Origin of the sequence: Stenotrophomonas sp. GD04145, assembly GCF_029835135.1 — a bacterium.
Lineage (GTDB): Bacteria > Pseudomonadota > Gammaproteobacteria > Xanthomonadales > Xanthomonadaceae > Stenotrophomonas > Stenotrophomonas maltophilia_P.
This window is the reverse complement of the sequence record NZ_JAODZG010000012.1, coordinates 49,826-73,872: the sequence shown is the minus strand read 5'-3', so window position 1 is coordinate 73,872 and position 24,047 is coordinate 49,826. Positions and strand designations below refer to the sequence as shown.

Sequence of the window (24,047 nt, the reverse complement as noted above, 5' to 3'; positions counted from 1 at the left end):
GCGATGCCACCGTGGAGGTCCACCGGCCCGGGCGGCTGCCCGGCGCCGGCGTCAGGTCGGGCAGGATCGCTCCCGCCCCTCCCGGATCAGGCCTTCTCGGCCATCTTCTTGGCCTTCTCGACCGCTTCTTCGATGCCGCCGACCATGTAGAACGCCTGCTCCGGCAGGTGGTCGTACTCGCCATCGACGATGGCCTTGAAGCCACGGATGGTGTCCTTCAGCGGCACGTACTTGCCCGGCGAACCGGTGAACACTTCGGCCACATGGAACGGCTGGCTGAAGAAGCGCTCGATCTTGCGGGCGCGCGACACGGCCTGCTTGTCTTCTTCGGACAGTTCGTCCATGCCCAGGATGGCGATGATGTCCTTCAGTTCCTTGTACTTCTGCAGGGTCTGCTGGACGCGCTGGGCGGTGTCGTAGTGCTCGTGGCCGATGACCAGCGGGTCCATCTGGCGGCTGGTGGAGTCCAGCGGATCGACGGCCGGGTAGATACCCAGCGAGGCGATCGAACGCGACAGGGTCACGGTCGAGTCCAGGTGGGCGAAGGTGGTCGCCGGCGACGGGTCGGTCAGGTCGTCCGCGGGAACGTAGACGGCCTGGATCGAGGTGATCGAACCGTTCTTGGTCGAGGTGATGCGCTCCTGCAGGACGCCCATTTCCTCGGCCAGGGTCGGCTGGTAACCCACGGCGGACGGCATACGACCCAGCAGTGCCGACACTTCGGTACCGGCCAGGGTGTAGCGGTAGATGTTGTCGACGAACAGCAGCACGTCCTTGCCCTTGCCGTTCTCGTCCTTCTCGTCGCGGAAGTACTCGGCCATGGTCAGGCCGGTCAGCGCGACGCGCAGGCGGTTGCCCGGCGGCTCGTTCATCTGGCCGTACACCATCGCCACCTTGTCCAGGACGTTGGAGTCCTTCATTTCGTGGTAGAAGTCGTTGCCCTCACGGGTACGCTCACCCACGCCGGCGAACACGGACAGACCGCTGTGCGCCTTGGCGATGTTGTTGATCAGTTCCATCATGTTGACGGTCTTGCCGACGCCGGCGCCGCCGAACAGGCCGACCTTGCCGCCCTTGGCGAACGGGCACATCAGGTCGATGACCTTGATGCCGGTTTCCAGCAGCTCGGTGGCCGGGGACTGGTCTTCGTACGACGGTGCCGCACGGTGGATTTCCCAGTTGTCGCTGGCAGCGACCGGGCCGGCTTCGTCGATCGGACGGCCCAGCACGTCCATGATGCGGCCCAGGGTGCCGGCGCCGACCGGCACCGAGATGCCACGACCGGTGTTGGTGGCGACCAGGTTGCGCTTCAGGCCATCGGTGGAACCGAGGGCGATGGTACGCACCACGCCGTCGCCCAGCTGCTGCTGGACTTCAAGGGTGATTTCGGTGTTGTCGACCTTCAGTGCGTCGTACACCTTCGGCACCGACTCACGCGGGAATTCGACGTCGACGACCGCGCCGATGATCTGAACGATCTTGCCCTGACTCATTGCTGCATCCTCTAAATGTGTGCTTTGAACGAACGCGGTCAGACTGCTGCCGCGCCGCCGACGATTTCGGAGATTTCCTGGGTGATCGCTGCCTGGCGCGCCTTGTTGTAGACGAGCTGCAGCGTACCGATCAGCTTGTTGGCGTTGTCGCTCGCCGCCTTCATCGCGACCATGCGTGCGGCATGTTCGGAGGCGACGTTTTCCAGCAATGCCTGGTACACCAGCGACTCGATGTAACGCGTCATCACGTGCTCGAGCACGGTCGCGGCATCGGGTTCGTACAGGTAATCCCAGTCGTGGTGCGCGACCTGCTTCTCGGCCGCCGGCAGCGGCAGCAGCTGATCGAAGCTGGCCTTCTGCGTCATGGTGTTCACGAAGCGGTTGTAGACCAGGTACACGCGGTCGACCTTGCCTTCAGTGAAGGCGTCGAGCATGACCTTGATCACACCGATCAGCGATTCCAGCTTCGGCACGTCGCCGATGTGGGTCACGCTACCGACCATGTTGACCTTGACGCGGCGGAAGAAGGTCGATGCCTTCTGGCCGATGGTCACCAGATCCACTTCCGCACCCTTGTCCTGCCATGCCTTGGCTTCGCCCAGCATCTTGCGGAACAGGTTGTTGTTCAGGCCGCCGGCCAGGCCGCGATCGGAGGAGATCACGATGAAACCGACCCGCTTGACCTGCTCGCGCTCGACCAGGAACGGATGCTGGTAATCGGTGCTGGCCTGCGCCAGGTGGCCGATCACCTGCTTCATCGCCTGCGCGTACGGACGCGAGGTCTTCATCCGATCCTGCGCCTTGCGGATCTTGGAGGCCGAGACCATCTCCAGGGCGCGCGTCACCTTGCGGGTGTTCTGCACGCTCTTGATCTTGGTTTTGATTTCGCGTCCGCTTGCCATCTCTTGTTTCCCGTGGCGCGGGGCTGATGCCCCGCGTTGTTCAACGGTGGAACGGGGCCAGGCCCCGTTCCCCATGCGCTGTTACCAGCTGCCGGTGGTCTTGAAGTCGGCGATGCCCTTCTTGAAGGCACCTTCGATATCGTTGTCCCAGCCGCCGGTGGCGTTGACCTTGTTGATCAGCTCGCCCTGGGTGTTGGCGAAGTGGGCGTGCAGGCCCTCTTCGAACGCCAGCAGCTTGTTGACCGGCACGTCGTCGAGGTAGCCCTCGTTGACGGCGTAGATCGACAGCGCCTGGTTGGCGATCGACATCGGCGCGTACTGCTTCTGCTTCATCAGCTCGGTGACGCGCTGGCCACGTTCCAGCTGCTTGCGGGTGGCTTCGTCCAGATCCGAAGCGAACTGCGCGAACGCAGCCAGCTCACGGTACTGGGCCAGCGAGATGCGGATGCCGCCCGACAGCTTCTTGATGATCTTGGTCTGCGCCGAACCACCGACGCGCGACACCGAGATACCGGCGTTCACGGCCGGGCGGATGCCGGCGTTGAACAGGTCGGTTTCCAGGAAGATCTGGCCGTCGGTGATCGAGATCACGTTGGTCGGAACGAAGGCGGACACGTCGCCGGCCTGGGTTTCGATGATCGGCAGCGCGGTCAGCGAACCGGTCTTGCCGGTGACCTTGCCTTCGGTGAACTTCTCGACGTACTCCTCGGACACGCGGGCAGCGCGTTCCAGCAGGCGCGAGTGCAGGTAGAACACGTCACCCGGGTAGGCTTCACGGCCCGGCGGGCGCTTCAGCAGCAGCGAGATCTGGCGGTAGGCAACGGCCTGCTTGGACAGATCGTCGTAAACGATCAGCGCGTCTTCGCCGCGGTCCATGAAGTACTCGCCCATGGTGCAGCCCGAGTAGGCGCTGATGTACTGCATCGCAGCCGATTCGGACGCGGTGGCGGCCACGACGATGGTGTGGGCCAGGGCGCCGTTCTCTTCCAGCTTGCGCACGATGTTGGCGATGGTCGATGCCTTCTGGCCGATCGCAACGTACACGCACTTGATGCCGGTGCCCTTCTGGTTGATCACCGCGTCGATCGCCATGGCGGTCTTGCCGGTCTGGCGGTCACCGATGATCAGCTCGCGCTGGCCACGGCCGATCGGGATCATCGAGTCGACCGACTTGTAACCGGTCTGCACCGGCTGGTCGACCGACTTGCGCCAGATCACGCCCGGAGCAACACGCTCCACCGGAGCGGTCACGTCGGTGCCCAGCGGGCCCTTGCCGTCGATCGGCTCGCCGAGCGCGTTGACGACGCGGCCCAGCAGTTCCGGACCGACCGGCACTTCCAGGATGCGGCCGGTGGTCTTGGCGACGTCGCCTTCGCGCAGGTGCTCGTAGTCACCCAGGACCACGGCGCCGACCGAGTCGCGCTCCAGGTTCAGGGCCAGGGCGAAGGTGTTGTTCGGCAGTTCGATCATTTCGCCCTGCATCACGTCGGCCAGACCGAAGATGCGCACGATGCCGTCGGACACGCTGGTCACGGTGCCTTCGTTGCGCGATTCCGCGGCCAGCTTGACCTTCTCGATGCGGTTCTTGATCAGTTCGCTGATTTCGGAGGGGTTGAGCGTGGTTGCCATCGTCAAGTCCTAGTGCCGGCAGCGGGGCCGGACGTTAAATGAATTCAGTTAGCGAGCGCGGTCTGCAGGCGGGCCAGCTTGCCCTTCAGCGAACCATCGATGACCACGTCGCCGGCGTCGATCACGGCGCCGCCGATCAGCGAGGCATCGACCGCGGTGGTCACATCGACCTCGCGGTTGAAGCGCTTGCGCAGCGCGACCTTGATCGCGTCCAGCTCGCCGGCCGACAGTTCGGCGGCCGAGGTCACGGTGGCCTTGACCACGTGCTCGGCTTCGGCGCGCAGGGCGTCGAACATGCCGGAGATCTCCGGCAGCAGCGGCAGACGATGCGATTCGGCCAGGATGGCCAGGAAGCGCGAGAAGCTTTCGCCGTGGGTCGCCGGCGCCAGCAGGGCGACAGCGTCGTCACGACCGAGCTCCGGGTTGGCGAGCAGGGCCGCCACGCGCGGGTCGGCGGCGACGTGGGCGGAGAACGCCAGGGCGTCCGACCACGGCGCGAACGCGCCTTCGTCGCGCGCGGTCGCGAACGCGGCGCGGGCGTACGGGCGGGCAAGCGTGAGGGCCTGGCTCATCCTTAGATCTCCGAGGCCAGCTCGTCGAGCAGCGCCTTGTGGGCGTTGGCGTCGATTTCGCGCTTGAGCAGCTTTTCGGCACCGGTCACGGCCAGCGCGGACACCTGCTTGCGCAGATCTTCACGGGCACGGTTGGCGGCGGCGTCGATCTCAGCCTGGGCCAGTTCCTTCTGACGGGTGGCTTCGGTGATCGCTTCGGTACGGGCTGCGTCGACGATCTGGTTGGCGCGCGCGTGGGCCTGGTCGATGATCTCGTTGGCCTTGGTGCGGGCTTCCTTCAGCGCTTCGTTGACCTTCTCCTGCGCCTGGGCCAGATCTTTCTGGCTGCGGTCGGCAGCAGCGAGGCCTTCAGCAATCTTCTGCTGGCGCTCTTCGATCGCGTTCATCAGCGGCGGCCAGATCTTGGTCGCGATGATCCAGATCAGACCAGCGAAGGCGAGCGCCTGCGCAAGAAGGGTGAAATTGATATTCATGGTTAGCTCGATCGCTGGTTTCGGGGTGGACGCGCCGCCGGGGCGGCGCATCCGGCCTTCATCCGAAACCGGGTGCATCAGCACCCGGTCGTCTCAAACCGCTGTATCAGCCGGCCAGAGCCTTGGTGACGGCACCGGCGAAGGCGGCCGACAGCGGGTTGGCGAAGGCCAGCAGCAGGCCGACGGCGACCGAGATGATGAACGCGGCGTCGATCAGGCCGGCGGTGATGAACATGCGGACCTGCAGGACCGGGATCAGTTCCGGCTGGCGGGCGGCCGACTCCAGGAACTTACCAGCCATGATGGCCAGACCCAGACCGGCGCCCAGCGCGGCCAGGCCGATCATGATGCCGACGGCGAGGGCGGTGGAGCTCTGAATCTGCGCGAAGTTGGTCAGGACGGCGAAGTACATGGTTATCTCCAGGAACTTAAGTTGCTAAGGGTGATGAAACGGATGAAGGTTGAAACGCGTTGAAGCTTGAAACTCAGTGAGCGTCTTCCGACAGGCTCAGGTACACGATCGACAGCATCATGAAGATGAAGGCCTGCAGCGGGATCACCAGCAGGTGGAACAGCATCCAGCCGAGGCCGAACGCACCACCGGCAATGGCGCCGAAGAAACCGGCACCACCCAGCACCCAGATCAGCAGGAACACGATTTCGCCGCCGAACATGTTGCCGAACAGTCGCATCGCCAGGGAGATCGGCTTGCTCAGCCACTCGACGATGTTGAGGATCAGGTTGAACGGCATCATCCACTTGCCGAACGGAGCCGTCAGGAACTCCTTGATGAAGCCGCCCAGTCCCTTGGACTTCAGCGCGAAGAACAGCATCAGGAAGAACACGCTGATGGCCATGCCCAGGGTGGCATTGACGTCGGCGGTCGGCACCGGCTTCCAGTAATGGATGCCCGCCAGCTCCAGCGGCTTGGCGATGAAGTCGGCCGGGATCATCTTGATGAGGTTCATCATCAGGATCCAGAAGAAGATCGTGATGGCGATCGGCGTGACCAGCTTGCTCTTGCCGTGGTAGGTGTCCTTGGCCTGGCGGTCGACGAACTCCAGGCAGATCTCCACGAAGGCCTGCCACTTGCCCGGCACGCCAGCCGTGGCCTTGCGGGTGCCCAGCCAGAAGGCGACCACGATCACCAGGCCCATCAGGACCGCGGTGAGGAAGGTATCGACGTGGATATGCCAGAACATCCCGTCGCCGTTGCCGACCGGTGCGGTCAGGTTCTGCAGGTGATGCTGGATGTAGCTGGTAGGGGTTAGAGCCTCGCCCGCCATGTGTCCGGAACCTTAGTTAATTGAATTCTGTCAACGCCTGGCCATCGCCAGGACCTGGAACATCAAGCCGACGGCGATACCGGCCAACAGCGCCAATGCAGGCAGCTTGAAGACCAGGAACCCCACCAGCAGGACGCCGAAAACGACTACCCACTTCGCCACGATCGCAATGATCAGCCGTGCCATTGCCGACCCCGCAGCCAGGGCACCCCCGCCCAGCGCCATCCGTGCCGCGACCCAGCCACCGGCCGAGATCGCCACGCCGGATGCCAGGGCACCGAGCGCGTACTTCGGCCCTACCAGCAGGAAGGCCAGGGCCAGGACAGCCACTGCGGCCAGCGGGTAGACCGCGGCGCGCAGCATCAGTCGCCGACCCGCTTCAACGGAGTTCAGCACAGGACGTCCCGCGTGGTTGCAAGTGGAGGGCTGAGGCGGCTACAGCAGGGGGGCCTCATCGAGCCGCCAAATTATAGCAATGGGACAATTTGCGAGACAACCGCTGCCTGTTCATCCCGGAAGGGCGCAAGTTGCGGTAACGGTTACATTTTTGCGTGCCGCCCAAGGGACAATGACGTCCACATGATGCTGCGGTGCAGCGTATTGAACTTTGGTCGCACGCCTGGGAACTTTCCGCGACCTTGCCGGTCCGACCTTCCGACCTGCCTGCAGCAACCTCGTCGACGCTTCGCCCCGCAGGTCCACGATGGCCCCGAAGCCCGGCTCCGGGGCCATCCTTTTTCATGGTCGTGACAGCGCTGAACCGTGCACACGCCATCGACCATACGTTCACGCATGGTGGACGAGTGCGTCCTGCACAGTGGGCTTCATTCTGATGAACCACTACAAGGACTCTTCGATGCGCTCCGTCCCCACCCTGCTCGCCCTCTCCCTGCTTGCCGCCGGCGCATCGTTCGCCAGCGCCGCCCATGCCGCCGAAGGCGATGACCGTTTCGCCCTGCGCCTGGGTGCGATGAACATCGATTCGGACAACACGCTGCGCGGCAACACCACTGTCGCCGGCCAGGACGTCGGTTTCTCGGAAGATTTCAAGCTCGGCGGCAAGGAATGGGAACCGCGGGTAGACGGCATGTTCCGCCTCAGCGACCGCCAGCGCTTCCTGTTCAACTACTTCAAGTACGACAAGGACCGGCGCGAGACGCTGGGCCAGGACATCTCCTTCGGCGGCGTCAACGTGCCGGCTGACAGCTTCGTCAAGGCCGAGCTGAAGTACCAGGTGGCCAGCCTGGTCTACGACTACTCCGTTGTCGACACCGACACCTTCGATCTGGGCCTGCAGCTGGGTGCGGAGTACGCCAAGGTCAGCACCAAGGGCTATGCGGACCTGGGCACCGTGTATGAAGGCCAGTTCCTGGACGAGAAGACCGACGGTGTGGCACCGGTGGTCGGTGCACGCCTGAGCTTCACCCCGTCCGAGAAGTGGATGATCACCCTGCAGGGTCAGTACCTCAACACCCGCTGGGGCAGCTTCGACGACTACAAGGGTGACCTGAGCCGCGCCAATGCCATCGTCGATTACCGCCTGACCAAGAACTTCGGCCTGTTCGCCGGCTACGACTGGTTCAAGCTGGATGCGGACAAGAAGGGCAGCGACGGCACCATCGGTCTGAAGCAGGAATTCAAGGGCCCGGTGGCCGGCGTCAGCTTCGTGTTCTGATTCCTGCCCCTTCCATCGCACTCTCTCCTGGCGCGGCCTCCGGAACATCGGGGGCCGCGTTTTTTTGTGCTGCTTTGTCCTGCCGGGGTAAAAGCGGCATGGTCGAAGCGCTGGAGGGAGAGGGGGCTGCATGCGAATGTCCCCCGGCGCCGGCCTGCGGCCGTCACCTCCTCCTTTACTTCGCACGCAGCCCCCTCTCCCTCCGCGTGTCAGGCCGCCACGCGCCTGTTGAAGTGGCTCTGTGGCTGGACCCTCCGCACGCCGAGCCGCTGCGCGAGTGGCAGACGTTTGGACAAGTAAAGGAGGAGGCGACCGCCGCAGGCGGACGGCGGGGGACATTTGTCCAAGCGCCTGCCGCTCACGCAGAGGCCCGGACGCTCGCGATTACACAGGCCGCAATCGCAGGATCGCGGGTGCGCAGGAGTGAGAGGAGGCTGCATGCGAATGTCCCCCGGCGCCGGCCTGCGGCCGTCACCTCCTCCTTTACTTCGCACGCAGCCCCCTCTCCCTCCGCGTGTCAGGCCTCGACGCGTCTGTTGAAGTGGCTCTGCGGCTGGACCGTCCGTACACCGGGCCGCTGCGTGGGTGGCAGGCGTTTGGACACAGTAAAGGAGGAGGCGACCGCCGCAGGCGGACGACGGGGGACATGTGTCCAAATGCCTGCCACCCGCGCAGCGGCCCGGAAGCTCGCGACCACAGTCACCGAAGCCACAGAAGCCACCAACAAAAAACCCGGCTTGAGCCGGGCTTTCCGTTTCACCGGGCATGGCCCGGCGCAAGCGCCTTACTTCTTCTTCGGCATGTACAGATCGGTGATCGTGCCGTCGTAGATTTCCGAAGCCATCGCCACCGATTCACTCAGCGTCGGATGGGCATGGATGGTGTGGCCGATGTCTTCGGCTTCCGCGCCCATCTCGATGGCCAGACCGATCTCGGCCAGCAGGTCACCGGCATGCACACCGACGATCGCGCCACCGATGATGCGGTGGGTCTCTTCGTCGAAGATCAGCTTGGTGAAGCCCTCGGTGCGACCGATGCCGATCGCGCGGCCACTGGCCGCCCACGGGAACTTGGCCACGCCGACCTTCAGGCCCTTGGCCTTGGCCTCGGTCTCGGTCACGCCCACCCAGGCGATCTCCGGATTGGTGTAGGCCACCGACGGAATCACGCGGGCCACCCACTCCTTCTTGTGGCCGGCCGCCACTTCAGCCGCCAGCTTGCCCTCGTGCGTGGCCTTGTGGGCCAGCATCGGATTGCCGACGATGTCACCGATGGCGAAGATGTGCGGCACATTGGTACGCATCTGCCGGTCAACCGGGATGAAGCCACGCTCGGTGACCTGCACGCCAGCCTTCTCGGCATCGATCTTCTTGCCATTCGGCGAACGACCCACGGCGACCAGCACGCGGTCGAAGGTCCCCTGCGCCAGCGCCGGCGACTGTCCTTCCTCTGCCGCCTCGAAGGTCACGGTGATGCCCTTGGCATCGGCGGTGACGCCCGACGCCTTGGTCTTCAGGTGAACGTCGATGCCCTGCTTCTTCAGGCGGTCGGCCAGCGGCTTGACCAGGTCCTTGTCGGCGCCCGGCATCAGCTGGTCCATGAATTCGACCACGGTGACCTTGCTGCCCAGCGCACCGTACACGGTCGCCATTTCCAGGCCGATGATGCCGCCACCGACAACCAGCAGCGAACCCGGCACTTCGGCCAGCTCCAGCGCGTCGGTGGAATCCATCACACGCTTGTCGTCCCACGGGAAGTTCGGCAGCTTCACCGCCTGCGAACCGGCGGCGATGATGCACTTCTGGAAGCGCAGCAGCTGCGTGCTGCCGTCAGCGGCGGTGATCTCCAGCTCGTTGGCCGACAGGAACCGGCCGACACCCTGCACGTTGCGCACCTTGCGCTGCTTGGCCATGCCAGCCAGACCCTTGGTCAGCTGGTTGACGACCTTTTCCTTGTACTGGCGCAGCTTGTCCAAAGTGATCGTCGGCTTGCCGAACTCCACGCCGAAATCGCCGGCATGGGCGACTTCATCGATGACCGCCGCCGCATGCAGCAGTGCCTTGGACGGAATGCAGCCGACGTTGAGGCAGACGCCGCCGAGGCTGGCGTAGCGCTCGACCAGTACCGTGTCCAGGCCGACATCGGCTGCGCGGAACGCGGCGGTGTAGCCGCCCGGGCCGGAGCCCAGCACGACCATCTCGCATTCGATGTCGGCCGGCTTGCCGCTGGCCAGTGCCGGCTTCGGTGCGGCCGGTTCGGCCGGGGCACGATGCGACGGGGTCACCGGCGGCTTGCTGGCCGGGGCGGCGGCCGCAGGCGCAGGTGCGGCTGCCTTGGCCGGGGCCTCGGCGGCTCCTTCGGTGTCCAGCAGGACCACCACGGCCCCCTCGGACAGCGTATCGCCGAGCTTGACCTTCAGTTCCTTGACCACACCGGCGGCCGAGGACGGCACTTCCAGCGTGGCCTTGTCCGATTCCAGGGTCACCAGGCCCTGGTCCTTCTTCACCGTATCGCCGACGGCGACCAACACTTCGATCACCGGCACATCGCTGTAATCGCCGATGTCGGGAACCTTGACTTCAATCGTGGCCATGGTGGTTTTCCTCATGCCCGGCCGGGGTGGCCGGCGGGCTGTCACTGCGTTTCGTCAGGCGGCCGCGCCAAGGGCGACGGCCACACGGTGGGGGCGAAGCGGGTGCCTTACAGCAGCACGCGACGCATGTCGGCCAGTACCTGCGACAGGTACGTGGTGAAGCGTGCGGCCAGGGCGCCATCGATGACGCGGTGGTCGTAGCTCAGCGACAGCGGCAGCAGCAGCTTCGGTGCGAATTCCTTGCCATTCCAGACCGGCTGGATGGAGGACTTGGACACGCCCAGGATGGCCACTTCCGGCGCATTGACGATCGGGGTGAACGCGGTGCCACCGATCCCGCCCAGCGAGCTGATCGAGAAGCAGCCGCCACTCATGTCGGCCGGGCCCAGCTTGCCGTCGCGCGCCTTCTTGGCCAGCTCGCCGGTTTCCTGCGCGATCTGCACCACGCCCTTCCTGTCGACGTCGCGGATCACCGGCACGACCAGGCCGTTCGGCGTATCGGCGGCGAACCCGATGTTGAAGTACTTCTTCAGGGTCAGGTTCTCGCCGCTGGCGTCCAGCGAGGCGTTGAACTCCGGGAACTTCTTCAGCGCTGCGGCGCTGGCCTTGATCAGGAAGGCGAGCATGGTCAGCTTGATGCCGGCCTTCTCGTTCTCCTTGTTCAGTGCCACGCGCAGTGCTTCCAGATCGGTGATGTCGGCCTGGTCGAACTGGGTGACGTGCGGAATCATCGCCCAGTTGCGGGCCAGGTTCGCGCCGGAGATCTTCTTGATGCGCGACAGCGGCTGCACTTCGGTCTCGCCGAACTTGCTGAAATCGACCTTCGGCCACGGCAACAGGTTCAGCCCGCCGCCCGCGGCGGCAGCGGTGCCGCCCGCGGCCGGAACGCCACCACTGAGCGCGGCCTTGACGAATTTCTGCACGTCACCCTTGGTGATGCGCCCGCCCTTCTCGGTACCGCTGATCTGCAGCAGGTCCACGCCCAGCTCGCGGGCGAACACGCGCACCGCCGGGGTGGCATACGGCACCTTGGCCGGCAGCACGCCATCGGCGTTGAACTGTACGGGCGGGCTGGACGGAGCGCCGGCCGACGCGATCTCACGAGCCGCCAGCTTGTCCGGCTGGGCCGGCACAGCGACCGGCTCGACCTTGGTGGCGGTCTCGGCAGCGGCCGGGGCCGCCGCAGCCGCTTCGCGGGTCGGCGCCGGCGCAGCAGCACCCTCGGCTTCGATGATGGCCACCACATTGCCCTGCGACAGGGTGTCCCCCACCTTGACCTTCAGTTCCTTGACCACACCGGCCACCGAGGACGGCACTTCCATGGTCGCCTTGTCGCTTTCCAGCGTGACCAGGCCCTGATCCTTCTTGACGGTGTCGCCCACGGCGACCAGCACTTCGATGACCGGGATGTCGGTGTAATCGCCGATGTCCGGCACCCGGGCTTCAACCGCACCGCCACCGGCAGCCGGGGCGGCCGGCGCGGCAGCCGCCGGGGCCGGGGCGCTCTGGGTGGCAGCCGCCGGGGCAGCGGCCTTGGCCGGGGCCGGGGCCGGAGCGGCCGGCGCTGCGGCCTCGTCTGCCGCCACTTCGATCAGCGCCACGACCTTGCCCTCGGACAGGGTGTCACCCACCTTGACCTTGATCTCCTTGACCACACCGGCCACCGAAGACGGCACTTCCATGGTCGCCTTGTCGCTTTCCAGCGTCACCAGGCCCTGGTCCTTCCTGACCGTATCGCCAACGGCGACAAGCACCTCGATTACCGGGATATCGCTGTAGTCACCGATATCGGGGACAAGTGCTTCCTTGATTTCGGCCATGGGGATAACTCCGGCAATCTGGTGTAGGGAAACGTCTATTGTGCGGCCAGCGGGGGCCAGCGCCAACCGTTACAGGTGTTTTCAGTACGCACGCAGCCGGGACACGCTGTTGCCCATGGGGCGCAGGCACCTCCAGTGGGTAGCGTATTGTCCGCACCATGTCCGCTTCATGTCGCCAGTGCATCGGCCACCGGCTGCCAGGCCTGACGCAGGCGCTGCAGCGACCAGGCCGCATTGGCCGGGCTGGTCGAGGGCAGCGCCAGCACACGCGGTGGCGCCCCCAGGACAGGCAGCACCCAGCGCTGGAATGCCTGCATCGACGCAGCACCATTGCAGCCGATCAGCTGCAGCTCAGGCAGCAGGGCGATCAGTTCCGGCAGCGCGTTGGCCACTTCCGTGCCACGCACGATGTCCGCATCCAGGCTGCCCCGGCGCTCGCATCGGCCGATCACATCCCACACCCCGACACCGGCGGCGTTCAGCGCGCGCATGCGTTGCGGATAGGGCAAACCGGCGTCAAAGCCGCAGATATCGGACATGAGCGGCCAGAAACGATTGCGTGGATGCGCGTAGTACTGGCCAGCGTGCAGCGACGCAGCACCCGGCATTGAACCAAGCAGCAACACGCGCGATCGCGTGTTCACCTGCGCGGGCAGGCCGATGCAGAGCGTTGGCGCGCTCACGGTTTGTGCAACTGCATGAACATTCCTCCAGAGCAAAAACCCCATGAAAACAGGCTTTTCGAACTCATCGCTGAACAGAGCGAACTATTTTTTAACGCGCGTCGGATTCGATTCATGTTGAGGCGACTACGGTGTGCTCGCCCCGCAACCGGGGGCCCAAAAACAAGAAACATTAGGAGATACCCCCATGCGCTCCATCCGTATCCTGAGTCTCGCCCTGCTGACCTCCGCCGCCTTCGCGCCGGCCGCTTTCGCCCAGGACAGCAGCACCACCGACACCGCCTCGGGCAAGCATTTTGCCGTGGTTGGCGGCGTCACGCTGCTGCAGCCGAAGAATGACCCGATCACCGGCGTCAAGAAGCTCGATGGCGGCCCGGCGCCGACCGTCAGCTTCAGCTACTACGTCAACGACAACTGGGCCGTTGAGCTGTGGGGCGCTGCCGACAAGTTCGATCACCGCGTCAAGGGTCCGGGCAACACCCGCCTGGGCAGCGTCGAGCAGCAGCCGGTCGCGCTGAGCGGCCAGTACCACTTCGGCCAGGCCGACAACGTGTTCCGCCCGTTCGTGGGCGTGGGCTACTTCCAGTCGGCCTTCAGCAACGAATCGCTGGCTGACGGCAGCAGCTCCGACATCCGCCTGAAGGATGCCAAGGGCGTGATCGGCACCGTCGGCGTCGACATGAACATCAACTCCACCTGGTTCGCCCGTGCTGATGCCCGCTACATGCGCGCCCGCCCGGACGTGAAGGTTGGTGGCGAGAAGATCGGCGAAGCCAAGCTGGATCCGTGGACTGTCGGCGTGGGTATCGGCGCCCGCTTCTAAGCACCGCCTGCTTCACTGTCTGTACGCGACGGGCCCTTCGGGGCCCGTCGTCGTTTCCGTCACCCGCATTCTGTGTAGAGTCGGGCCGTGCTCGACTGCTTTTCTCCGGACGTCGAGCAGGGCTTGACTCTGCAAAGGACGGAAGGCCGGTGATGGGGATGGACAACGTCGACCTGCTGGTGATCGGAGGCGGCATCAACGGCGCCGGCATCGCACGCGACGCCGCAGGCCGCGGCCTGCGCGTGCTGCTCTGCGAGCAGCACGATCTTGCGGCACATACCTCCAGCGCCAGCAGCAAGCTGGTCCATGGCGGGCTGCGCTACCTGGAACAGGGCGAGTTCGGCCTGGTGCGCAAGGCGCTCGGCGAACGCGATGTGCTCCGCAGGCAGGCGCCCTGCCTGGTCCGGCCGCTGCGCTTCGTGCTGCCCTGGGAACCCCACCTGCGGCCACGCTGGATGCTGCGGCTCGGCCTGTGGCTGTATGACCACCTCGGCCATCGCGGCGCAGCGTTTCCGGCTTCGCGCGCACTGCACCTGCCACACGACCCGTTGGGCACGTGGCTGTCGCCATCGTTGCACCAGGCCTTCAGCTATGCCGACGCGCAGGTGGACGATGCACGCCTGGTCCTGCTCAACGCGCTGGATGCAGCGCAACGCGGTGCCCGTGTACAGGTTCGCACCCGCTGCGTCGAACTGCACGGCGAGCAGGGCCACTGGCGGGTGGTACTGGTCGATGCAGCGGGACAGCAGCAGACGGTGCATGCACATGCCGTGGCCAACGCGGCCGGTCCCTGGGCCGGAGGCCTGCTGCAACGCATGCAGGCGCGCAGCGGCACACCGGCCCTGCGCCTGGTGCAGGGCAGCCACATCGTGCTGCGCCGGCCCTGGCCCGATGACAGCGCCTGCCTGCTGCAGCAGCCCGACGGACGGGTCGTATTCCTGCTGCCCTTCACCCACGACCACCTGCTGGTGGGTACCACCGACACCGACTATCAGGGCGATCCGGCGCGCTGCCACGTGCTGCCTTCGGAAGTGACATACCTGTGCGAGGCGGCCAACCGCTATCTGCGCCAGCCGATCACGGCGACGGAGGTGGTCTGGCAGTTTGCCGGCGTGCGCCCGCTGCTGGCCGACCCGGATCCGCGCGCGGCACGACTCAGCCGCGACTATCGCCTGCAGTTGCAGGTGCAGGGCGCGCCGGCCGTGCACGTGCTGGGGGGGAAGCTGACCACCTACCGCGTTCTGGCCGAAGAAGCGCTGGATCTGCTGCGGCCCCACCTGCCGCAGATGGGGCCGGCATGGACGGCAGCCGGGACGCCGCTGCCGGGCAGCGACTGGGGCGATGCCGTGCAGGCACGCTCTCACCTGCGGAGACTCGCACCGTGGTTGCCTGAGGACACTACGCGGCGCTGGGCCGAGGCCTATGGCAGCCGCAGCACCGAGCTGCTGCACGGGGTGCAGGGCATGGACGATCTCGGCGAACACTTCGGCGGTGGGCTGCACGCCCATGAGGTCGTGTTCCTGCGCGATCACGAATGGGCGCATACCGCCGAGGACATACTGTGGCGGCGGAGCAAGCTGGGACTGCGGCTGGACACCGCACAGGTGGCACGCCTGCAGGACTGGTTGGAGGAACAGCAGCACCAGGCCATGCCCGGCCGATCGCGGTGACACCCGGCATGGCCCGTCGCTGCCGATGCAGTAGGATTTCCCCATCGCTACCGGAGACGCCGCATGACGCCCCGCTACGTGCTGGCCATCGATCAGGGCACCACCAGTTCGCGCGCGATCCTGTTCGATCACGCCGGCGACATCGTCGGCAGCGCGCAACGTGAGTTCGCCCAGATTTTCCCGCAGCCCGGTTGGGTGGAACATGACCCGCGCGAGATCCTCACCAGCGTCTACGCCACGCTGACCGAGCTGCTCAGCCGCGAACAGATCGACCCGCGCCACATCGCCGCACTGGGCATCACCAACCAGCGCGAGACCACCGTGGTCTGGGAACGCGCCACGGGCCAGCCGATCCACAACGCCATCGTCTGGCAGTCCCGGCAAAGCCAGGCCATCTGCGAGCGGTTGCGCTCGCAGGGGCACGAAGCGCTGATCCGTGAACGCACCGGCCTGCTGATCGATGCCTACTTCTCGGCCACCAAGGTGCGCTGGATCCTCGATCACGTGGAAGGCGCACAACAGCGCGCGGAGCGTGGCGAACTGCTGTTCGGCACCATCGACAGCTGGCTGGTCTGGAATCTCAGTGGCGGCCAGGCACACGTGACGGACTACAGCAACGCCGCACGCACGCTGCTGTTCAACATCCACACCCTGGACTGGGACGACGAGCTGCTCGCGCTGCTGGACATTCCGCGCGCCATGCTGCCGCAGGTGCGTGACTCCAGCGCGGTGTACGCGCACACCCGGCCGCAGTTCTTCTTCGACCACCCGATTCCGATCGCCGGTATCGCTGGCGACCAGCAGGCCGCGCTGTTCGGCCAGGCCTGCTTCCAGCCGGGCATGGTGAAGAACACCTACGGCACCGGCTGCTTCATGCTGATGCACACCGGAACGCAGGCCGTGCGTTCGCACAATGGCCTGCTGACCACCATCGCCTGGGGCCTGGACGGGCGCGTGGAGTATGCACTGGAGGGGTCGATCTTCATCGCCGGCTCGGTGGTGCAGTGGCTGCGCGACGGCCTGCGCATGATCGATCGGGCCAGCGACAGCCAGGCGCTGGCCGCGAAGGTCGGCGACAGCGCTGGCGTCTATCTGGTGCCGGCGTTCGTGGGCCTGGGTGCGCCTTACTGGCGCAGCGACGTGCGTGGAGCGATGTTCGGCCTGACCCGGGGCACCAGCAGGTCGCACTTCGTGCGTGCAGCATTGGAAGCAATGGCTTACCAGACCCGCGATGTACTCGATGCCATGCAGTCCGATGCAGGTATCGGCCTGAGCGAGCTGCGTGCCGACGGCGGCGCGATCGGCAACGACTTCCTTGCCAGCTTCCAGGCCGACATTCTGGGCGTTCCGCTGCTGCGGCCACGGCTGACCGAGACCACGGCGCTGGGCGCGGCCTACCTGGCCGGGCTGGCGGTGGGATTCTGGGAAAGCCGCGAACAGATCGCCGCGCAATGGGGACTGGACCGCCGTTTCGAGCCGCAGATGCCGGCAGCACGGCGCGAGACGCTGTATGCCGGGTGGCAGCAGGCGGTCGCCGCCACCCTGGCCTTCCACGTCGATTGAGGGCGGTAGCGCCGGGCCATGCCCGGCGAATCAATCCCCAATCCGCCGGGCATGGCCCGGCGCTGCCCCAACATCAGAACGCCGGCAGCACGGCACCCTTGTACTTGGTCTCGATGAACGTCTTCACCTGTGCGCTGGTGAGCGCCTTGGCCAGCTTCTGCACGCGCGCGTCATCCTTGTTGTCGGGCCGGGCCACCAGGAAGTTCACGTACGGCGAGTCCTTGCTTTCGATCGCCAGCGCATCCCGGGTCGGGTTCAGACCCGCATCCAATGCATAGTTGGTGTTGATCAGGGCCAGGTCCACCTGATCCAGTACGCGGGGCAGCATCGCCGAATCCAGCTCGCGGAACTTCAGCTGCTTCGGATTGGAGACGATGTCGCGCTGGGTTGCCAGCGCATTGGTCGGATCCTTCAGCTCGATCACACCGGCCTTGTGCAGCAGGATCAGCGCCCGGCTGTTGTTGCTCGGATCGTTCGGGATGACCACATCCGCGCCTTCGCGCAGTTCGGCCAGCGACTTGATCTTGCGCGAGTATGCGCCGAACGGCTCGATGTGCACGCCGATCACCGTCACCAGATCGGTCTTGCGGTCGCGGTTGTAGGCGTCCAGGTACGGCTCGGTCTGGAAGTAGTTCACGTCCACCTGCTTCTGCACCAGCTGGTCGTTGGGCTGCACGTAGTCGTTGAACACGCGCACGTCCAGTTCCACGCCTTCCTGTTTGAGGATCGGCTTGACCACCTCGAGGATTTCGGCGTGCGGCACGGCCGTGGCGGCCACCACCAGCTTCTGCGAAGGCTCGCCGGACTTGCCGCAGGCGGTCAGGGCCAGCGCAGCGGCGAGCAGGGGCAGCAACAGGGTCTTCTTCATGGGCGGAATGATTCTCGGGGGGAGGTCAGGATCTATCGTAGTTGCTCAGGGCCAGCTCGAGCAGCGCCTTGGCCTGCTCGCGCAGCATCTTCGGTTCGACGATCTCGGCATCCGAGCCGTAATGCAGCACATCCATCAGCAGTTCGCGTGACACGCTGTAAGGCACTTTCAGCTCATAGCGGCCGTCGGCCAGGAAACGGCCCTGCTGCTTGGAATGCCAGTGCTCATCGGCGACCCAGCGCGCAGCCTTGGCGCTGAACAGGATGGTGGCCCAGCCCTTCGGCGCACCGGAGAAAATGCCGTAGCTGGCACCCAGCTGCTCGTCCAGTTCGCTGTCGGCCACGTCACGGGCCGTGTGGTCGATCACCCGCGCCTTGTGGATCCGGTCCACCGCGAAGCTGCGGAGGGCCTCGCGGTCGTGGTCCCACGCATCGAGGTACCAGTTGTCGCGGTAGTGGGTCAGGCGCTGCGGCGAAACAGTGCGCTTGGTCGGTTCGTCGGTGGAACGGGCGCGGTACTCGAAGCCCAGCTGGCGCCGCTCGAGCACGGCCGAAGCCACGCTGCGGAAGCTGCCTTCGTCGAATTTGCGGCCGCGATGCGGAATGACCCGCACCCGGTCCACCGGCCAGCTGGAGACCCCCGCCTGCGCGGCCAGCAGGCTTTCGATGCGCTGCTGCAGCGGTGCCAGCACCGAAGACAGCACGCCCCCGCCGGTACGGGCCAGCAGGTGCTGCGATGCCAGCAGGGCATGCAGCTCCTCCGAGCTGAGCCAGAGGCCGGGCAGTTCGAAGCGGTCGCTTTCGTCGGCGTGATAGCGGAAGCCGGCCTCGCCATCGCCCTCGATCGGCGCCATCAGCGCGTCGCGCAGGAACGCCAGGTCGCGGTAGACGGTGGCACGGGAACAACCGAGCTTGTCCTGCAGGGTCGCCACCGTCACCGGATAGCGCGCGGACTTGAGCAGACGATGCAGGGCGGTGATGCGTTCGTATCGGTCCATGCCCCCGATTATGTCCGAGTCGCGGGTCTTGTGTGGGGGGTTTGGGCTATCGTGGGCGCCCCGCCCTCTGCGAAAGCCCTCCCATGCGCCGGTTGCCCGCCCTGCCCCTGCTGGCCTGCCTGCTGCTGGCTGCCTGTGGTCGCCCCCCAGCGCCGTCCGGCGACGACGCGGTCGTTCCGCAGGCCGACCCGGCGCAGGCGGTACTGGCCGCCAGCCAACGGTTCGCCGCCCTGCGCAGCTTCCACGCGGAACTGGAAGTGCTGGGTACGCCACAGCCGGTCCGCAGTGCGATGGACTTCGTGGCCCCGGACCGATTCCGGGTACAGACGGCGGCCGGTGCACAGACCATCATCGGTGACACGATGTTCCTGCAGGCCGACGGGGCCATCCGCCAGGTGCCGACGCCGCCCGGTCTGCTCGAGCAATGGCGGACGCCGCTGCCGGCCGACGTCGCGCCCGCGGCGCTGCAGGCCGAGGATCTGGGCAGCCAGACGCTGGACGGGGTCCAGACCCGCCGCTACCGGCTGCGTGGCGCCGGCCCCGGCGAGCGCCTGGAGTACTGGGTGGATGGGCAGGGCCTGCCACGCCAGATCGTGCGCAGCGGCAGCAGCAACGGCAAGGTGTTCCAGCTGCGCCTGCGCTATTCGCGCTTCAACGACCCCTCCCTCCGCATCGAGCTGCCCTGAATGGGGAGCGGTGACAACGCCTGCTGAAGCGGCCAGCGCCATGGGGCGGACGGCCATCACGCTTCCAGTATCATCACGGGTTGTTAACCGCTTCGGAGAAGCCTCGATGTCCCTGCGCGTGTCCCTGCTGATTCCCCTGCTGCTCTGCGCCCCGCTGGCATACGCGCAGGATGCATCCGAACTGGCGGCGATGTCCTCGCCCTGGAGCGGCAGCGGCGGCGAGCTCGGCTTCGCCTCGGCACGCGGCAACAGCAGCACCGAGAGCTTCAACGGCCGCCTGCGCCTGCGCTACACCGACGGTGACTGGGTGCACAGCATGGACCTGTTCGGCCTGCGTTCCAGCTCCAAGGTGACCGAGACCAACGACGACGGCACCACCACCCGCCGCAACAACACCACCGCCAACCGCTACACCGGCAGCGCCGGCAGCGCGCTGCAGCTGGGCGAGCACCGCCAGCTGACGGCCACGGTGCGTACCGAGCGAGATGACTTCGCCACCTACGACCGCCAGAGCTCGTTCGGTCTGGGTTACGGCACCCGCCTGTGGAGTACCGAGCGCTTCTATTTCGATGCCCAGGTCGGCCCCGGTGTGCGCCGCACCCACAGCACCGAGGATGATCGCACCCGTACCGGGCTGATCGGTCGTGGCCTGTTCGACATGAAGTACTCGCTTACCGAGAACACCGATCTGGTCAACACGCTGCTGGTCGAATCGGGGTCGTACAACACCTTCGGCCAGAACGATTTCGGCCTGTCGGTGAGCATGAATGAACACCTGGCCTTGAAGGCCGGCTGGCAGGCCCGCTACAACAGCGACGTCGCGGTGGACAAGCGCAAGACCGATACGCTGACCACCATGAACGTGGTCTACAAGTTCAAATAAGCGAAACGGGCGCCTGGCGCCCGTTTTCGTTTCTGTTCCGCAGCGCCTGGCCGAGGGAATCGGCCGGGTCAGGCGTTCAGCAGCTCACCCGCCCCGCCATCGAGCAGCCTCTGCGCCACGCGCTGGCCCAGCGCGTCCGGGTCGCTGGCCGGGCCCACGCCTTCGGCGCGCACCGCACGGCCATCGCTGGCGCTGCCGACCAGCCCCTGCAGGTGCAGGTCCTGCCCCTGCCACTGCGCGATCGCCGCCACCGGCACATGGCAGCTGCCATGCAGCGCGCGGTTCATTGCCCGCTCCGCTTCCACGCAGGCGCGTGTCGCGGCGTCATCGAGCGCAGCGAACAAGGCCATCAGCGGCGCATTGCTGCCGTCGCACTCCACGGCCACGGCGCCCTGCGCCGGCGCCGGCAGCCAGTGCGGCGGCTGCAGGCGCAGCACGATCCGATCGCCCAGTCCCAGGCGCTCCAGCCCGGCGACGGCCAGCACGATGGCGTCGTAGCCCCCGTTGTCGAGCTTGGCCAGGCGCGTATTGACGTTGCCACGCAGGTCCAGCAGTTCCAGGTCCGGGCGCAGCGCACGCAGCTGGGCCTGGCGGCGCAGCGAGGACGTGCCGACGCGCGCGCCGATGGGCAACGCATCAAGCGAGGCATAGAGGTTGGAGACGAAGCCGTCGGCCGGGTCATGACGGGGCAGCACGGCCGGCAGCACGAACGGCGCATCCAGTTCCATCGGCACATCCTTCAGCGAATGCACGGCGCAGTCGGCGTCGCCGCGCAGGATGGCCAGCTCCAGTTCCTTCAGGAACAGGCCCTTGCCACCGATGGCGGCCAGCGAGCGGTCGAGCACTTCATCGCCGCGCGTGCTCATCGGGACCAGCTCCACGTGCAGGCCGGGATGGGCCTGGCGGAGGCGGTCGGCGACGTGTTCGCTCTGCCAGAGGGCGAGCGGGCTCTTGCGGGTGGCGATGCGGACGGTTTCCATCCGGTCATTATCGCGCCTTCGGCGCGGATACGGCCAACGGCGGAGCCCCTCGTGGCTGGTGCGGACTACTGGATCATTGCGCTTGGCCGGGCGGGATGGGCTGCGCAGGGGCCGCTGCAAGTACGTCCATGTAAGCTCGGTCGCCGCATCCATGCGGCTCACGCCCCTGCGCAACCCACCCCGCCCGGCCTCTGACAGTTCCCGTGTGCTGCCAGCCACGGAAGAGAAAAAGACAATCAGAAGCGGGTCGCGCGCTGCGTGCGTTTCACACGGGAAAACGGCTCTGGCCCCTCCCGACCAGCCCGGCACGCAGCCACCCAGAGCCATGAACATGCGCTGTTGCTCTCGCTCTAGCCTGAATCGGGTGCCGGGCAGCGCCCGGCCCGGTATCCTTTCCGTCTGATGTCCGACCTTGTCCACGCCAGCCGCGAAGCACTCAGCGCAGGCGGCGCGCTTGCCTCGCACCTGGATGCCTTCGTCCCGCGTCCGGCACAGCTGCGCCTGACCGAGGCCATCGCCGATGCGCTGCAGCAGCGCGACCTGCTGCTGGCCGAGGCCGGCACCGGCACCGGCAAGACCTTCGCCTACCTGGTGCCGGTGCTGCTGTCCGGCCTGCGTACGATCATTTCCACCGGTACCCGCGCGCTGCAGGACCAGCTCTACCATCGCGACCTGCCACGCGTGCGCCAGGCACTGGGGGTCGGCCTGCGCAGCGCGCTGCTGAAGGGGCGTAGCAATTACCTGTGCCGTTACCGCCTGCAGCAGGCGCGTGGCGAGCCACGCTTCTCCAGCCCGGAGCAGGCGGCGCAGTTCCAGCGCATCCTGGCCTGGTCCGGTCGTTCCGAACATGGCGACATCGCGGAACTGGAAGGCCTGGCCGATGACTCACCCCTGCTGCCGATGGTTACCTCCACCGTCGACAACTGCCTGGGCACCGAGTGTCCGTTCTGGGATGACTGCTTCGTGGTGCGCGCGCGGCAACGCGCACAGGCTGCGGACGTGGTGGTGGTCAACCATCATCTTCTGCTGGCCGATCTTGCGCTGAAGCAGGAGGGCTTCGGAGAGCTGCTGCCGGGCGCACAGGCCTTCGTCATCGATGAGGCGCACCAGTTGCCTGAACTGGCAGCGCAGTTCTTCGGTGAGGGCTTCGGCATGCGACCCTGGCAGGAGCTGGGCCGGGACTGTCTGGCCGAGGCGCGCGGTGTCGGTGGCGCACAGTCAGCGCTGCAGGCGCCGGTCGATCAGCTGCAGGAGGCACTGCGTGCGCTGCGCTCGGCAATGGATGGCCTGCCATCCCGTGGCACGCAGTGGCGCGCACTGGCGATGCCGCAGGTGCGCGATGGCTTTGATGCGGTGATGACCGGCCTGGTGAATCTGGAGCAGGCGCTGCAGCCGCTGCGCGAAGCCGCCGCAGGCCTCGATGCCTGCCACGCACGTGCGCGCGAGGCGGTATCGCGTCTGGGGCGCTGGCTGGGCGATGACGAACCGGCGCTTGATTTCGATGCCGACCCTGCGCAGGCGGCGAGCGCCGATGTGCTCTGGTACGAACTTACCCCGCGCGGATTCCGCTGCCAGCGCACGCCGATGGATGTGTCCGGTCCGCTGCGTGAGCATCGCGAGCGCAGTCGTGCCGCATGGATCTTCACGTCGGCGACGCTGACCGTCGGTGGTGGCTTCGATCACATCGCCCGCCGGCTCGGCCTGGATGATCCGCAGACACTGGTCCAGTCCAGTCCATTCAACTGGCCCGAGCAGGCACTGTGCTACCTGCCCGAAGGCCTGCCCGATCCCGCCGCGCGGGGGTTCGGCACCTCGCTCATCCAGGTCCTGCGGCCGGTGCTGCAGGCCTCGCAGGGCCGTGCATTCCTGCTGTTCGCCTCGCACCGGGCCCTGCGCGAAGCGGCTGAGGCGCTGCGCGATGGGCCGTGGCCGCTGTTCGTGCAGGGCGAGGCGCCGCGCGCCACCTTGCTGCAGCAGTTCCGCGATTCCGGCAACGGCGTGCTGCTGGGCTCGGCCAGTTTCCGCGAAGGGGTGGACGTGGTCGGCGAAGCATTGAGCGTCGTGGTGATCGACAAGCTGCCCTTTGCCGCGCCGGACGATCCGGTCTACGAGGCGCGGCTGGAGGCGATCCGCAGCCAGGGGGGCAATCCGTTCCGCGACGAGCAGCTGCCGCAGGCCGTGATCGCGCTGAAGCAGGGCGTCGGCCGGCTGATCCGCAGTGAGAGCGATCGCGGCGTGCTGGTGCTGTGCGACCCGCGGCTGCTCAACCGTGGCTATGGCCGGATCTTCCTCGATTCGCTGCCACCTTTCCGCCGTACCCGCAGTCTGGCCGATGTGCAGTCCTTCTTTGCGCCACAATGGCACCCCGCCACCGATGCTGGAGCGCCGGACGCCCCTGTGGCGGCCACGCACCCCGCCCCGGGTGGCACGTTCCCCCTGTTCTGATCCGAC

Annotated in this window: 21 protein-coding genes; 7 read left to right on the top strand and 14 right to left on the bottom strand. The window is 66.4% G+C overall.

Annotated elements, in window-relative coordinates:
• Positions 1-86 precede the first annotated feature (86 nt).
• The 8 genes from atpD to N7367_RS08975 all read right to left on the bottom strand — a co-directional run bounded on the left by atpD (position 87) and on the right by N7367_RS08975 (position 6,751).
• A complete protein-coding gene (gene atpD / locus N7367_RS09010) occupies positions 87-1,493 on the bottom strand; it encodes a F0F1 ATP synthase subunit beta (protein WP_049429233.1) in 1,407 nt (468 codons plus the stop codon).
• Positions 1,494-1,531: 38 nt separating this feature from the next.
• The gene (gene atpG, locus N7367_RS09005; protein WP_053518734.1) at positions 1,532-2,395 is read right to left on the bottom strand and encodes a F0F1 ATP synthase subunit gamma; all 864 of its coding nucleotides are present in this window, start codon (positions 2,393-2,395) and stop codon (positions 1,532-1,534) included.
• Between the two features lie 81 nt (positions 2,396-2,476).
• Positions 2,477-4,024 carry a F0F1 ATP synthase subunit alpha gene (gene atpA, locus N7367_RS09000; RefSeq protein ID WP_053518735.1) on the bottom strand — a complete coding sequence of 516 codons (1,548 nt, stop codon included), beginning with the start codon at positions 4,022-4,024 and terminating at the stop codon, positions 2,477-2,479.
• Positions 4,025-4,068: 44 nt separating this feature from the next.
• The gene (locus N7367_RS08995) at positions 4,069-4,596 is read right to left on the bottom strand and encodes a F0F1 ATP synthase subunit delta (RefSeq protein ID WP_053518737.1); all 528 of its coding nucleotides are present in this window, start codon (positions 4,594-4,596) and stop codon (positions 4,069-4,071) included.
• Between the two features lie 2 nt (positions 4,597-4,598).
• The gene (locus N7367_RS08990; RefSeq protein WP_053518738.1) at positions 4,599-5,069 is read right to left on the bottom strand and encodes a F0F1 ATP synthase subunit B; all 471 of its coding nucleotides are present in this window, start codon (positions 5,067-5,069) and stop codon (positions 4,599-4,601) included.
• Positions 5,070-5,175: 106 nt separating this feature from the next.
• Positions 5,176-5,481, bottom strand: coding sequence for a F0F1 ATP synthase subunit C (gene atpE, locus N7367_RS08985; RefSeq protein WP_005411133.1), 306 nt, complete (start codon positions 5,479-5,481; stop codon positions 5,176-5,178).
• Between the two features lie 73 nt (positions 5,482-5,554).
• Positions 5,555-6,355, bottom strand: coding sequence for a F0F1 ATP synthase subunit A (gene atpB, locus N7367_RS08980; protein ID WP_053518739.1), 801 nt, complete (start codon positions 6,353-6,355; stop codon positions 5,555-5,557).
• Between the two features lie 30 nt (positions 6,356-6,385).
• Positions 6,386-6,751, bottom strand: a complete 366-nt coding sequence (locus tag N7367_RS08975) for a hypothetical protein (RefSeq protein WP_180876808.1) — start codon at positions 6,749-6,751, stop codon at positions 6,386-6,388.
• 460 nt (positions 6,752-7,211) lie between these two features.
• On the opposite strand from N7367_RS08975, the gene N7367_RS08970 reads away from it, so the two are divergent.
• On the top strand, positions 7,212-8,030 hold the full coding sequence (locus tag N7367_RS08970; protein ID WP_053518741.1) for a hypothetical protein: 819 nt from the start codon (positions 7,212-7,214) through the stop codon (positions 8,028-8,030).
• A gap of 784 nt (positions 8,031-8,814) precedes the next feature.
• Here N7367_RS08970 and lpdA read toward each other — a convergent pair.
• The 3 genes from lpdA to N7367_RS08955 form a co-directional block, all read right to left on the bottom strand.
• Positions 8,815-10,623, bottom strand: a complete 1,809-nt coding sequence (gene lpdA, locus N7367_RS08965; protein WP_065175199.1) for a dihydrolipoyl dehydrogenase — start codon at positions 10,621-10,623, stop codon at positions 8,815-8,817.
• 107 nt (positions 10,624-10,730) lie between these two features.
• Positions 10,731-12,443: a dihydrolipoyllysine-residue acetyltransferase gene (aceF, locus tag N7367_RS08960; protein ID WP_279942225.1), complete on the bottom strand. Its 1,713-nt coding sequence runs from the start codon at positions 12,441-12,443 to the stop codon at positions 10,731-10,733.
• 167 nt (positions 12,444-12,610) lie between these two features.
• Entirely contained in the window at positions 12,611-13,126 is a 516-nt protein-coding gene (locus tag N7367_RS08955; RefSeq protein ID WP_279942224.1) for a DNA-deoxyinosine glycosylase, read from the bottom strand.
• Positions 13,127-13,313: 187 nt separating this feature from the next.
• Between N7367_RS08955 and N7367_RS08950 the strand changes: the two genes are divergently transcribed.
• From N7367_RS08950 to glpK, 3 genes are all read left to right on the top strand, one after another.
• Positions 13,314-13,949, top strand: a complete 636-nt coding sequence (locus N7367_RS08950) for an OmpW family outer membrane protein (RefSeq protein WP_053520322.1) — start codon at positions 13,314-13,316, stop codon at positions 13,947-13,949.
• Between the two features lie 158 nt (positions 13,950-14,107).
• Positions 14,108-15,619 carry a glycerol-3-phosphate dehydrogenase gene (glpD, locus tag N7367_RS08945; RefSeq protein WP_279942223.1) on the top strand — a complete coding sequence of 504 codons (1,512 nt, stop codon included), beginning with the start codon at positions 14,108-14,110 and terminating at the stop codon, positions 15,617-15,619.
• Positions 15,620-15,682: 63 nt separating this feature from the next.
• Entirely contained in the window at positions 15,683-17,182 is a 1,500-nt protein-coding gene (gene glpK / locus N7367_RS08940) for a glycerol kinase GlpK (RefSeq protein ID WP_065181792.1), read from the top strand.
• Positions 17,183-17,255: 73 nt separating this feature from the next.
• On the opposite strand, the gene N7367_RS08935 is transcribed toward glpK, so the two are convergent.
• Entirely contained in the window at positions 17,256-18,050 is a 795-nt protein-coding gene (locus tag N7367_RS08935; RefSeq protein WP_053520324.1) for a MetQ/NlpA family ABC transporter substrate-binding protein, read from the bottom strand.
• Between the two features lie 25 nt (positions 18,051-18,075).
• Positions 18,076-19,047, bottom strand: a complete 972-nt coding sequence (locus tag N7367_RS08930) for a YafY family protein (RefSeq protein ID WP_111186222.1) — start codon at positions 19,045-19,047, stop codon at positions 18,076-18,078.
• 83 nt (positions 19,048-19,130) lie between these two features.
• Between N7367_RS08930 and N7367_RS08925 the strand changes: the two genes are divergently transcribed.
• Positions 19,131-19,733 carry a hypothetical protein gene (locus tag N7367_RS08925; RefSeq protein ID WP_279942222.1) on the top strand — a complete coding sequence of 201 codons (603 nt, stop codon included), beginning with the start codon at positions 19,131-19,133 and terminating at the stop codon, positions 19,731-19,733.
• Positions 19,734-19,839: 106 nt separating this feature from the next.
• Complete coding sequence (locus tag N7367_RS08920) at positions 19,840-20,616, top strand: DUF481 domain-containing protein (RefSeq protein WP_065175204.1); 777 nt, start codon at positions 19,840-19,842, stop codon at positions 20,614-20,616.
• A gap of 68 nt (positions 20,617-20,684) precedes the next feature.
• Here N7367_RS08920 and hemC read toward each other — a convergent pair whose 3' ends face one another.
• On the bottom strand, positions 20,685-21,596 hold the full coding sequence (hemC, locus tag N7367_RS08915; protein WP_279942221.1) for a hydroxymethylbilane synthase: 912 nt from the start codon (positions 21,594-21,596) through the stop codon (positions 20,685-20,687).
• 402 nt (positions 21,597-21,998) lie between these two features.
• Between hemC and N7367_RS08910 the strand changes: the two genes are divergently transcribed.
• A complete protein-coding gene (locus N7367_RS08910) occupies positions 21,999-24,041 on the top strand; it encodes an ATP-dependent DNA helicase (protein WP_180876597.1) in 2,043 nt (680 codons plus the stop codon).
• Positions 24,042-24,047 lie beyond the last annotated feature (6 nt).

Excerpts from the sequence above, each read along its gene's own strand:
- atpD (WP_049429233.1), bottom strand. The coding sequence starts at position 1,493 with ATGAGTCAGGGCAAGATCGTTCAGATCATCGGCGCGGTCGTCGACGTC.
- atpG (WP_053518734.1), bottom strand. The coding sequence starts at position 2,395 with ATGGCAAGCGGACGCGAAATCAAAACCAAGATCAAGAGCGTGCAGAAC.
- atpA (WP_053518735.1), bottom strand. The coding sequence starts at position 4,024 with ATGGCAACCACGCTCAACCCCTCCGAAATCAGCGAACTGATCAAGAAC.
- N7367_RS08995 (WP_053518737.1), bottom strand. The coding sequence starts at position 4,596 with ATGAGCCAGGCCCTCACGCTTGCCCGCCCGTACGCCCGCGCCGCGTTC.
- N7367_RS08990 (WP_053518738.1), bottom strand. The coding sequence starts at position 5,069 with ATGAATATCAATTTCACCCTTCTTGCGCAGGCGCTCGCCTTCGCTGGT.
- atpE (WP_005411133.1), bottom strand. The coding sequence starts at position 5,481 with ATGTACTTCGCCGTCCTGACCAACTTCGCGCAGATTCAGAGCTCCACC.
- atpB (WP_053518739.1), bottom strand. The coding sequence starts at position 6,355 with ATGGCGGGCGAGGCTCTAACCCCTACCAGCTACATCCAGCATCACCTG.
- N7367_RS08970 (WP_053518741.1), top strand. The coding sequence starts at position 7,212 with ATGCGCTCCGTCCCCACCCTGCTCGCCCTCTCCCTGCTTGCCGCCGGC.
- lpdA (WP_065175199.1), bottom strand. The coding sequence starts at position 10,623 with ATGGCCACGATTGAAGTCAAGGTTCCCGACATCGGCGATTACAGCGAT.
- aceF (WP_279942225.1), bottom strand. The coding sequence starts at position 12,443 with ATGGCCGAAATCAAGGAAGCACTTGTCCCCGATATCGGTGACTACAGC.
- N7367_RS08950 (WP_053520322.1), top strand. The coding sequence starts at position 13,314 with ATGCGCTCCATCCGTATCCTGAGTCTCGCCCTGCTGACCTCCGCCGCC.
- glpD (WP_279942223.1), top strand. The coding sequence starts at position 14,108 with ATGGACAACGTCGACCTGCTGGTGATCGGAGGCGGCATCAACGGCGCC.
- glpK (WP_065181792.1), top strand. The coding sequence starts at position 15,683 with ATGACGCCCCGCTACGTGCTGGCCATCGATCAGGGCACCACCAGTTCG.
- N7367_RS08935 (WP_053520324.1), bottom strand. The coding sequence starts at position 18,050 with ATGAAGAAGACCCTGTTGCTGCCCCTGCTCGCCGCTGCGCTGGCCCTG.
- N7367_RS08930 (WP_111186222.1), bottom strand. The coding sequence starts at position 19,047 with ATGGACCGATACGAACGCATCACCGCCCTGCATCGTCTGCTCAAGTCC.
- N7367_RS08925 (WP_279942222.1), top strand. The coding sequence starts at position 19,131 with ATGCGCCGGTTGCCCGCCCTGCCCCTGCTGGCCTGCCTGCTGCTGGCT.
- N7367_RS08920 (WP_065175204.1), top strand. The coding sequence starts at position 19,840 with ATGTCCCTGCGCGTGTCCCTGCTGATTCCCCTGCTGCTCTGCGCCCCG.
- hemC (WP_279942221.1), bottom strand. The coding sequence starts at position 21,596 with ATGGAAACCGTCCGCATCGCCACCCGCAAGAGCCCGCTCGCCCTCTGG.
- N7367_RS08910 (WP_180876597.1), top strand. The coding sequence starts at position 21,999 with ATGTCCGACCTTGTCCACGCCAGCCGCGAAGCACTCAGCGCAGGCGGC.